Source organism: Sphingobacterium sp. UGAL515B_05, assembly GCF_033097525.1.
In the GTDB taxonomy this organism is placed as follows: Bacteria; Bacteroidota; Bacteroidia; order Sphingobacteriales; family Sphingobacteriaceae; genus Sphingobacterium.
The window spans coordinates 6,052,418-6,064,582 of sequence record NZ_CP109907.1 but is presented as its reverse complement, the minus strand read 5'-3'; the positions used below and the strand labels follow the sequence as shown (position 1 = coordinate 6,064,582).

The window sequence follows — 12,165 nt, the reverse complement described above, 5'->3', positions numbered from 1 at the left end:
ACTAAAAAAAATTAAAGATGAAAAATAGCGTAAAAAAAACATATCTATACCTAAGCTTAGCTGCCCTAGCTTCACTAGGTAGTTGTACAAAAGATTTTTTAAATAAAAACCCAACGGATAAAATTTCGGAATCAACCTTTTGGAAAACGCAGACTGATGCTGATTTGGCACTATCGGGCTGTTATGAATTTCTTTGCCGGGGATACAATTCGACATCTTCATCGAATGCACGCGGTGGTTGGGGGGGAGCAAGTATGTTTTGGGATGGGCTTTCAGACGATGCCTTTGTGTCCAGTACCTCCAATAACTTCAATATTATTTCGCGATCCGGAATCTCCTCAACAACCGGCGGAATGCAATCTGAGGGGTATGAGATTTCGTATCAGGCCATTGCGGCATGTAATAAATTGATTGCCAATATTGACCGCATTACAAGCATGAGCCAGCAGGACCGTGACCGATATAAAGCAGAGGCTCGTTTTATCCGCGCCCATTACTACTTTTTGTTGACCAATCTGTACGGTGATGTGCCATTGACTTTAGAACCCCTAGGTATGGACGATGCGAGTATTCGGCTGGGTAGAACACCTAAAACCAACGTTATCGAAGCGATTTTAGCAGATTTAGATTACGCGAGTGAAAAACTGCCAAATACAGGCTATAAGGGACATGCGGTGAGAGGATCTGCATTAGGTTACAAAACAAAGGTGTTATTGACTGCAAAAAAATGGGCCGAGGCAGCGGCAACAGCGAAGATTGTTATGGATGAAAACAAGTTTTCGATCTATCAGGGTGGTTACCGTGATCTGTTCCGAAAACCTGGACAAAATAACAATCCTGAAATCATGTTCTCCGCTCGATTTTTACCACCCAATATGTATAGCCCGGCAGATATGATGTATTCTTATCTGAAGACGATACAACCGTTGGGGTATCTGGTGGATTCTTATTACGCCATTGATGGAAAGGATATTAAAGAATCGACGGTTTACGATGCTAAAAATCCTTACGAAAATAGAGATCCACGGTTGAAGTCGACAATCATGTACCGCGGTGTGTGGCGAGGTACCACAGCATCTTCTGCTTTTGATCCGGTTGCCGAAGGGGTTTTGGGTGGTTTTTTACCGAGAAAATATATCAACGAATCGAAATGGCCAACAAGTTACGCGACACAAAGCGATCAGGATTGGGTATTCTTACGTTATGCAGATATTTTATTGATGTACGCAGAAGCGAAAAATGAAAGTTCCGGGCCTGATCAGACAGCCGTAGACGCATTGAATAAGGTAAGATCCAGGGCTGATGTGAAAATGCCGCTCGTACAGTTTAGCGGTTCCTTGACAAAAAATGAATTCCGCGATATTATCCGTCATGAGCGGAGGATTGAATTGGCTTTGGAAGGGCAACGTTATTTTGACTTGAAACGCTGGGGGATGATCAAAGAGGTGATGGATAAAACCAAGGATCCAGATGGAGCTTCACGGTTATTTATGGCCAGAGATACTTTATGGCCAGTACCTCAATCTGAGGTAGATATGGCCAAAAGTTTAGGTAATGACAATTTTAAACAAACACCAGGTTTCTAAATGAAGAACTGTGAAAAATTAAGGTATGAAAGCTCTATATAAAATGTTGCTGACACTTGTCCTCATCATGGGAATGAGTAAGGAATTATTGTATGCGCAAGTAAATCGCTTGCCCGATAGTGTACGTATGAAATGGTGGGAGGAAGCCCGGTTTGGCATGTTTATCCATTGGGGAGTATATGCGCAGTTTGGCGGTGTTTATCAGGGGCACGAACAGGCACGTGGTGGAGCAGAATGGATTATGAACCGCTCTAAAATTCCGGTTGATGAATATCAGGCGATGGCAAAGCAATTTAACCCCACGCAGTATAATGCAGACGAATGGGTACGCATGGCGAAAGATGCCGGGATGAAATATTTGATTATCACGGCCAAACACCACGATGGTTTTGCGCTCTTTGAAACAAAAGCGAGTAAGTGGAATATGGTGGATGCGACGCCTTACGGAAAAGATGTTTTGAAACCTTTGGCCGAAGCCTGCCGAAAATATGGCCTGAAACTTGGCTTTTATTACTCACAGGCGCAGGATTGGAATAACGCTGGTGGATCGGCTGCCCGTAAATTAATGCGAGAAGGCTGGCCTAATCCAGATTCAACCCGTATAGATGATTACACACTAGCACATCATGGCCATTGGGATCCCAAACAAGAAACAGCGAGTTTTAGTGACTATATCAAAAATGTATCTGTTCCTCAGGTCAAAGAATTGCTGAGTAACTATGGGGATATTGCTGTGCTATGGTGGGATACACCAACCAATATGACCGACGAAGCCGCAAATATGCTTCAGGACCAATTGGCATTACAACCCAATATTATCACAAATGATCGATTGAAACGGCCTAATTTTCCCGGCGATACAAAAACGCCGGAGCAAAAAATTCCAGATTGGAGTGAACTCGAAGGCAAACATTGGGAAACCTGTATGACCATGAATGGCACTTGGGGCTACCGCACATCGGATCATAAATGGAAGTCTGCCGAAACCTTGATCCGCAATCTCGTTGATATTGCTTCCAAAGGTGGAAACTACCTGTTGAACGTTGGTCCAAAACCCGATGGATCCTTTCCAAAGGAGAGTATAGAACGTTTGGCTGTAATTGGCCAATGGATGAAAGCCAATAGTGAAGCAGTCTACGCGACCAAGAGTAGTCCTTTACAGCCATTTGAATGGGGGAGATGTACCATGAAGGAAGATGGAAAGCGGACTTATTTGTATGTCTCTGTATTTGACTGGCCAAAAAATGGGATAGTTGAACTTCCGATTGAAAATAAAGTTTTAAAAGCTCGTCTTTTAGCCAATAATCAAGTGTTAAAGGTAAAATCGAATGCCAATGGTATTCAGATTGCCGTGCCTGAGCAAGCCATTGATGCTGTTGCTACAGTGATTAAGATCGAAGTGGCTGGCAAATTTAAGCGCGAAAAAGGGCCCGGAGCAAAGAACATGAAAACTGGAGCTTTGGACGAGTAAGGCCGAAGATGAAAAGCAGATACTAAAATAGCATAATGAAGAAAAGTAGATTGAATAAAATAGTTGCGTTGTTGCTGACTTTTGGAGTTCCTCAGCTCCACGCTCAGGAAGTTAAGCGGATTGATCAAGGCTGGGATTTCTTAAAGAGCGATCTGGGGGGGATCTGGGAAGCTGTAAGACCGGTGGGAGCCGGTAATCCCGAGTCTGTCCCACTTTGGGAGCAGATAAATCTGCCGCACTGTTATAATGCGCTGGACGCTGTTGATCCAGCTATCAATTATTATCAGGGGCCAAGCTGGTACAGAAAATCGCTGGAGATCGATAACCCCTATTTAAATGGTCACACCCTTCTTCATTTTGAAGGAGCCGGACAAAAGACAGCTGTTTATATCCATACAATTAAAGTTGGGGAGCACGTTGGCGGATACGACGAATGGACTGTGGACATTACAGATGCCGTTGAAAAGTTTAAAAAAACAGCTGCTTTTAAAAAACAGTTTAAGGGCAAAATACCGCTTTCAATTCGTGTGGATAATTCACGTGATCTCGAAATGATCCCTTCTGATCTGTCTGATTTTAACGTCTATGGAGGTATTTACAGACATCTAAACCTCAAATATGTTCCGCAGACAGCTTTGGAGCGTGTATTTGTTGAGGCGTCGGTAGGGGCCGATGGTAAGCAGGGAGTGGTCAACGTCCGCGGACGGCTGATGCCATTTTCGGCTCAGGCAAATTTTGAAGTCGAAACGCAGCTCTATGACCCTGCTGGAAAAATCGTGCAAACCCAGCAACCAAAAGTTAATAAGGGAGCATTAAATTTTGAATTTGGACAATTCCTGGTTAAGAAGCCACAGCTTTGGAGTCCTGATCAACCGGCTTTATACCGCTTAGTTACGACAATCAAAAGCAATGGACAAGTATTTAAAGAAGAGAGCATCTTTGGCTTTAGACATGTAGCGTTTAAAGAAAAAGGTCCTTTTCTGCTGAACGGGAAAAGGCTTTTGCTTCGCGGTACCCATCGTCATGAAGACCATGCCGGTGTTGCTGCAGCAATGACTGACGATCAGATTCTACAAGAGATGACCCTGATGAAAGAGATGGGCGTAAACTTTATACGCTTGGGACATTATCAGCAGAGTCGTAAAGTGCTTGAGGCCTGTGATAGTCTGGGTATCTTGGTTTGGGAAGAGATTCCATGGTGCAGAGGTGGATTAGGTGGTGAGGTCTACCAACTTCAGGGAAAACGGATGTTAACCAATATGATTGAACAGCATTATAATCATCCATCGGTCATTATCTGGGGGCTTGGTAATGAAAATGATTGGCCCGGTGATTTTACGGAGTTTGATCAGGCGAAGATAAGGGCTTATATGAGTGAACTCAATGGCTTAGCTCATCAATTGGACCCGAGCCGGAAAACAGCGATACGACGTTGTGATTTCTGTAAAGATATTGTTGATGTTTATTCGCCCTCCATTTGGGCGGGTTGGTATAGAGGTGTTTATACCGACTATAAAACAGCGTCCGAAGAAGAAATGAAAAAGGTAAAACATTTCCTTCATGTGGAGTGGGGCGGGGATAGTCATGCAAGACGACATGCAGAAGACCCTGATCGCGCTTTAGCTAAAATCAAAGGTGATGGCACAACAGATGAACGGGCAGGCGATGCGTCGCTCATTGGTGGTGCAGCACGGGTTTCTAAAGATGGCGATTGGAGTGAAAGCTACATCTGTAATCTCATCGATTGGCACTTAAAGGAACAAGAAACAATGCCTTGGCTCACGGGAACAGCCTATTGGCCATTTAAAGATTTTTCAACTCCGGTACGGCCAGACAATCCGGTGCCTTATGTCAATCAGAAGGGTGTTGTTGAACGGGATTTTACCAAAAAAGAATCGTACTACGTATTCCAGTCGTATTGGACCGCTAAACCAATGCTGCATATTTATGGTCATACTTGGCCGGTCCGTTGGGGTGAAAAAGAGGAGTTGAAAATGATAAAGGTATATTCCAATGCCAGTGAGGTTGAGCTTTTTGTCAATGGAGAAAGTCAAGGATTAAAGAAAAGGAATAGCCAAGATTTTCCAGCGGCAGGTTTGCGCTGGATGGTGAAACTGAACGAAGGAAACAATCAGATTAAAGCTGTCGCGAAAAACGGACGGGAAATTCTAGTGGATGAAATTGAACAGCAATATCAGACAAAAAAATGGGGTAAACCAGCCAAATTGCTTGTCGAACAGATTGCTGCGGAAGGCGAAGTGATCACTGTGCAAGCCCAAATTGTGGACGATACCAATACCCCCTGTCTCGATGCAAAGGATTGGATCTATTTTGGTTCAACAGGCGATGGTCAGTTGATCGTCGATCAAGGCACTTCTACGGGGTCGAAAAAAGTACAGGCCTACAATGGTCGTGCATTAATTAAACTTCGACTGCCTTCGGGGAGCGCAGTGATATCGGGCCGGATGGAAGGATCAAAGAGTACCTTGTTAACGATAGAAAAATAACACAAGATGTTAAAAGCAACGAATCATTTGAACTTCTTTTTACTGCTCGGCCTCCTGGGGACGATTGCTCCATGCCGTGCACAAAGCAATTCGCCGCAGCTGAAGCTTTGGTATAATCAACCGGCCACACTGTGGGAAGAGGCACTGCCACTTGGAAATGGCACAACAGGAGCGATGGTCTTTGGAGGGCTAAGTAAAGATAGGTTTCAAATTAACGATAATACGCTGTGGTCGGGTGAACCCGATGCGGGCAATAATCAAAACGGCCCGCAGGTCTTACCCCAAGTGCGCCAAGCCATCTTTGCTGGAAAATATGAAGAGGCAGCAGTTCTTTGGAAGAAAATGCAAGGACCTTATTCTGCTCGGTATCTACCCATGGGCGATTTATGGTTGGACTTTCATCAGGACGAAAAAAAGGTCAAAGATTATAAACGGGAGCTGGATCTTGAACGAGCGATCAATCAGGTGAGCTATTCGTATCAAGGTGTTCGATACCAAAGGGAAAGTTTTGTCAGCTTTCCGGATAAAGCATTGGTGGTTCGATTGAAAGCAGACAAGAAAAAATCAATTACCTTGGATCTTTCCTTGACCAGTAAGCTCCGATATAGCGTTTCGACCCAAGGGGATAATCAACTGACCCTTCAGGGTAAGGCGCCGAGTTTTGTCGCCAATAGGGATTATGAACCCCAACAGGTGGTGTACGATAGTGTTGGCGGAAGAGGGATGACCTTTGCGATGCAGGTCAGTGTAAAAACTACCGGTGGTCTGGTGAAAAAAGAGCCGGATAAGCTTAAAATTATAGGCGCTGATGAGGTGATTTTATTTTTGACAGAAGCGACAAGCTTTAACGGTTTTGATAAGTCTCCGAGTCAGGAAGGTAAAGATGCTACGCTGCTCGCAAAAAAACGCATGAATACGGTCTCCAAAAAGAATTTTCAGACCTTACTTGCGAACCATCAAAGGGATTATCAAACGCTATTCAATCGTGTAGCCTTTGCGCTGACCGGTACTTCTGCTCATGATAAATTACCTACAGACCAGCGTGTCATGCAGTTTTCCAAAGGACCTGCCGATTTGGGGCTTCTGACGCTGTATTATCATTTTGGACGCTACTTGTTGATTGCCAGCTCCAGGCAAGGAGGAAGGCCTGCAAATTTACAGGGGATCTGGAATGATCATGTGCAGCCACCGTGGGGAAGTAATTACACGACCAATATCAATACAGAAATGAATTATTGGCTTGCGGAAAATACCAATCTTGCAGAATGTCATCAGCCTTTGTTTGATTTTATGGAGGAGCTGGCGATCAACGGGGCTAAAACAGCATCGATAAATTATCATGTCGATAAGGGCTGGGTTGTGCATCATAATTCCGATCTATGGGCTAAAACCTCCCCTCCGGGCGGATATGATTGGGATCCCAAAGGAATGCCACGCTGGTCGGCATGGCCTATGGCAGGTGCCTGGTTGAGCACACATTTATGGGAACACTATCGCTTTACGGGTGACAAAACTTTCTTGAAGGAGAAGGCCTACCCATTGATGAAAGGGGCGGCCCAATTTATGCTGCAATGGCTGATTGCAGATCCAGGAAGTAAATATCTCGTGACCAATCCTTCCACTTCACCTGAAAATACAATTAAAATAGCAGGTAAAGAATATCAATTGACCATGGCCTCTACGATGGATATGGCGATCATTCGTGAGCTTTTTACCGCTGTTATTCGTTCATGTACGATATTGGGTGTTGATCCTGAATTTAAAACTGCACTAGAAGAAGCGAAGGAAAAGCTTTATCCCTATCAGTTGGGCCAATATGGACAATTACAAGAGTGGTTTAAAGATTGGGATGATCCAAAAGATCAGCATCGGCATATTTCCCACTTATTTGGTTTATACCCGGGCAATCAGATCAGTCTTGCGGAAAACAAGGCTTTGGCTGCGGCCGCCAAGCGTTCATTGCTTTTAAGGGGCGATGTCAGTACCGGCTGGTCGATGGCCTGGAAGACAAATTGGTGGGCGAGGCTTCAGGATGGAAATCATGCCTATAAAATCCTCAAGGATGCCTTAAATTTTATCGATCCTAAATTGGATCGTGCTCAGATGAGCGGTGGTGGAGCCTATCCGAATTTATTTGATGCACACCCACCTTTTCAAATTGACGGTAATTTTGGTGCTACGGCCGGAATGACTGAAATGTTGCTGCAAAGTCACGATGGTGCTGTTCATTTATTGCCGGCTCTACCTGATGAATGGTCTGCTGGGACGATTAAAGGAATTAAGGCCAGGGGAAACTTTACCGTAGACATTGCCTGGAAAAATAACGGATTGACCGAAGCAATGATCATATCCAATATTGGAGGTGTTTGTCGTTTGCGTACACCTTTACCCGTTAAAGTTGTCGGCATCGAATCAAATCAGGCAGTTGTCACAGACAATACGCTATTATATAAACCGGAACAACTACCGTATACGATCGCTGATCCGTCCAAATTGCCATCGTTAGCAGTTGCGAAAACATTCGAAGTTCAATTTGAGACCATAAAAGGTAAACGGTATCGTATTGTTCCGCTATAAATCAAAATACAGGAAAAATGAAATCTAAATCAATTGTTCGCATCATGGGCTGTCTTCTCGGGATCGTAATTTCCCCCTTATTTTTGAAGGCAAAAATTAAGGAAGGTGTTTTTGAGCAGGAGATCATCCAGACGCTGCGTCCTGTTATTCTAAAGCAGTCCAAATGGGCGATGAAGCAGAAACCATTGACTGTGACAGCATATAGCGCGGTCCGGAGTGCCGGGGGTATTCATGATTTTTATTCTGAAGGCGATTATTGGTGGCCCGATCCCAAAGATCCAGCTGCACCCTATATCCAACGGGATGGGATGACTAATCCGGCCAATTTCGTTGAACATCGTAAAGCAATGATCCGCTTCAGCCGAATCGTGGGCGCACTGGCCTCAGCCTATCGTTTGAATCCGGATAAAAAATATGTACAGCAGGCACTTCGTCATTTAAAGGCTTGGTTCGTTGATGCAGAAACGATGATGAATCCGAATCTTCTTTATGCGCAGGCTATACAAGGGCGTTTTACAGGGCGCGGAATAGGCATTATTGATACCATTCATCTGATGGAAGTTGCACAGGGCGTAAAGATATTTGAAAACGACCCCAATTTTCCACAGGCAGCCAAGGATGCCATACATCGCTGGTTTGCGGCCTATTTACGCTGGCTTACAACGCATCAATATGGTATCGATGAAATGAATGCCGCCAACAACCATGGTACATGTTGGGTGATGCAGGTAGCCGCATTTTCGAGTTTAGTGCAAGACACTGTATTACTCAATACATGTGCAGATCGTTATGCGCATGTGCTGCTGCCGAATCAAATGGACGCTAATGGTAGCTTCCCGAGGGAATTACAGCGGACAAAACCTTATGGATACGCGTTGTTTAATCTGGATGCGATGGCCATGATCTGCCAGATTTTGTCCAAGACCAACACCTCCCTTTGGCAGTATACATTGTCTGATGGGCGGAACATAAAAACGGGAATTGATTTTATGGTCCCCTATATTGCAGCTAAAGAAAAATGGCCTTACCAGAAAGATGTCATGTATTGGGATCAATGGCCAATTGCACATCCGGCACTTGTCTTTTCGGCAGCGGCTTTCCAGAATAAAGACTATCTGCAGCTTTGGGAAAAGCTTGATCATGCACCCGAACAAGAAGAGGTTATTCGAAATTTACCCATTCGCAACCCAATTATATGGCTTTGATTTCCTAGCCCCCTTATAAAATAATTTAACCATTTCACCTTAAAAACCTACAGATAACATGAATGTTAATGCGACGTCTTTGCGAAGATATACCCTCTTTTTGCGCTTTCGGAATTTAAAAAGGTCATCTATTGCCAAAGCACTCTTTTTGACTGGAATTTTGTGTGCTTTTCAACATGTTGAGGCACAGAGCACAAAGCAGCTGCAAAAAGCTTGGGGGCTTGCAGATCAACAAGCTGAGCTACTTTATAAAGAATTGCAGCTCTTGAAAAAAAGTGATTCATCCTTGGTATCGCCACGTACGCTTTCCTCAGATAACAAACTGGTCGCCGTGAAAAGGGGGGACTGGACCAGTGGTTTTTTCCCTGGCGTCCTGTGGTATCTCTACGAAAAATCGGGAAAACAAACGTGGAGAGATCTTGCTTCAGAAACGACACGTTCGATCGAAGCGGAGCAATTTAATGGAAAGACCCATGATATGGGCTTTAAGATCTACTGTAGTGTAGGAAACGGTTATCGGTTAACCGCAAATCCACAGTACCGGGAGGTGCTTGTTCAGGCTGCCCAAACGCTGGCAACCCGCTTCAATCCGACAGTCGGCTGTATACGTTCGTGGGATCACAATAGCCATCGCTGGGATTTTCCGGTCATCATCGATAATATGCTCAATCTAGAATTGCTGTTTGAAGCAACCAAACTTACGGGAGATTCTACTTATTATCATATTGCGGTGAGCCACGCCAATACAACGCTAAAAAATCATTTTAGGCCAGATTACAGCACATACCATGTAATAGACTATAATCCGAAAACAGGAGCTGTGCAGCATAAAAACACCCATCAGGGCTTAAGTGATGAATCGACATGGTCGCGGGGTGAAGCCTGGGCACTGTATGGCTATACGATGTGTTACAGAGAAACTGGAGATCCGAAATATCTGCAGCAAGCCGAAAAAGTTGCGCATTGGCTGTTTTCACATCCCAATATGCCGAAAGACTTGATCCCTTACTGGGATTTCGATGCGCCGAATATTCCAAATGAACCACGGGATGTGTCGGCAGCGACAGTCATAGCGTCGGGGCTGTTGGAATTAAGCACGTATAGCAACCAAGGGAAAGATTATCGTGCAAAAGCACAGACCATATTGGCGAATCTGATAGACAATTACATGTCGCCACCAAATAAAAGTAGAGGTTTTATATTATTACACAGTACAGGATCGAAACCTTCCAATACTGAAGTGGATAAACCATTGAGTTATGCCGATTATTACTTTTTGGAAGCACTGCATCGGCAAGAAGATCTACAGTCCGGAAAAGTTCAATCGGATCTGGTCCGGAAAAATCCAGCGGGACAATTGATCTATTTTCCAGATGCACAGGGAAATCTAATCCCCGACTTTAGCCATGTGGGCTATCATCAAGGTGATCAAAAGCTGCCCAATGTTCCTGTTGTGATTACTGTAAAACCCAGCGTAAATGGCGATGATCAACAAATTATACAGCAGGCTATCGATGCTGTATCGGCAAAACCACTTGATAAAAATGGTTATAGAGGGGCTATTTTGTTGAAAAAAGGCCTGTACAATATACCTGGAAGCTTGGAAATTCACGCCAGCGGTGTCGTGTTGAGAGGGGAGGGCGATGCAATAGGGCAAACCCTGCTTAAAGCTACAGGCCAGCACCAACGGAGCTTATTGAAGATTTCAGGTACAGGTAGTTATTCAGTGGACCAGGCAAGAAAACAGTTTGTTAAGAATGGATATGGACCTGTAGGGGCTAAATATGTCCTAATCGATCATGCGAAGGAAAGGAAAGTGGGCGAGCAGGTACTGCTCTCGTATGAGATGAACGATGCCTGGATCGAAGCGCTTCGAATGAACCAAATTGAAAAGAGAGAAGGGACGAAACAGTGGACCGCGCGGGAATATAAGCTAAATTTTGAACGTACTATTTTGGCCATTAAAGGTGACTCTGTATTTTTTGATAATCCCTTGGTGATGGCGATTGATCCGAGGTATGGAAAAGTGGCTGTCATTCCTTACACCTTTGACGGACGTATAAGTGAAGTTGGAATCGAAAATATACGTTTCGAATCCGATTTTGTAAGTGATGAAGACGAAAACCACGGCTGGATTGCAATTGATATGGATAAAATAGCGAATGGTTGGGTGCGCAATATTACCGCGCGTTATTTTGGTTATGCGGCGGTGAGTCTTGGCGCTTTTGCCAAACAGATTACAGTAATGAAGTCGCGGTGTCTGGATGGAAAATCTCAAATTACAGGTGGCCGAAGGTATTCATTCAATAATGACGGTCAGCTTAATTTATTTAAAGAACTTTATACCACGGAAGGACGCCATGATTACGTAACAGGGGCTAGGACCCTCGGTCCAAACGTTTTTAGCCTTTCTAGCGCGGAGCGAACACATGCGGATATCGGTCCACATCATCGATGGGCTGTTGGAACCTTATACGATCAAATCGTAACGGATGGTGAAATTAATGTTCAGGACCGCGGTAACTGGGGAAGTGGACATGGCTGGGCTGGGGTGACACAAGTCTTATGGAATTGTACGGTCAAAAGTGCTGCAGTACAACAGCCCTGGGCTTCCGGACAAAATTTTGCCATAGGAGTAAAGGGAGAAAAAGTAGCTGGAAGATTGAAAAATAGAAATGCTGGTTACTGGGAAAATCAAAACAGAATAATGTCGATCGGCTCACTTTATGAGCAACAATTAAAAGATCGATTAAAGTGATTCTTGTTCGTATTTATTCAATGGAATGATTATTTTTATCATCCATTTCAATTATATACCT

General features: G+C 44.2%; 6 protein-coding genes. All 6 read left to right on the top strand.

The genetic code is table 11. The features are described from left to right. The first annotated feature begins 17 nt into the window (after positions 1-17). From OK025_RS25365 to OK025_RS25340, 6 genes are read left to right on the top strand one after another with little or no spacing between them, the layout of a single operon-like run. The gene (locus tag OK025_RS25365) at positions 18-1,586 is read left to right on the top strand and encodes a RagB/SusD family nutrient uptake outer membrane protein (RefSeq protein ID WP_317667537.1); all 1,569 of its coding nucleotides are present in this window, start codon (positions 18-20) and stop codon (positions 1,584-1,586) included. Between the two features lie 25 nt (positions 1,587-1,611). Beyond that, on the top strand, positions 1,612-3,057 hold the full coding sequence (locus OK025_RS25360; protein WP_317667536.1) for an alpha-L-fucosidase: 1,446 nt from the start codon (positions 1,612-1,614) through the stop codon (positions 3,055-3,057). 35 nt (positions 3,058-3,092) lie between these two features. Then, positions 3,093-5,564 (top strand): glycoside hydrolase family 2 TIM barrel-domain containing protein, encoded by a 2,472-nt coding sequence (locus tag OK025_RS25355; RefSeq protein WP_317667534.1) that lies wholly within the window; start codon positions 3,093-3,095, stop codon positions 5,562-5,564. A 6-nt stretch (positions 5,565-5,570) separates the two neighbouring features. Further along, entirely contained in the window at positions 5,571-8,141 is a 2,571-nt protein-coding gene (locus tag OK025_RS25350) for a glycoside hydrolase family 95 protein (protein WP_317667532.1), read from the top strand. Positions 8,142-8,158: 17 nt separating this feature from the next. Continuing rightward, on the top strand, positions 8,159-9,346 hold the full coding sequence (locus OK025_RS25345; protein WP_317667531.1) for an alginate lyase family protein: 1,188 nt from the start codon (positions 8,159-8,161) through the stop codon (positions 9,344-9,346). A 58-nt stretch (positions 9,347-9,404) separates the two neighbouring features. Continuing rightward, a complete protein-coding gene (locus OK025_RS25340) occupies positions 9,405-12,104 on the top strand; it encodes a glycoside hydrolase family 88 protein (RefSeq protein ID WP_317667529.1) in 2,700 nt (899 codons plus the stop codon). Positions 12,105-12,165 lie beyond the last annotated feature (61 nt).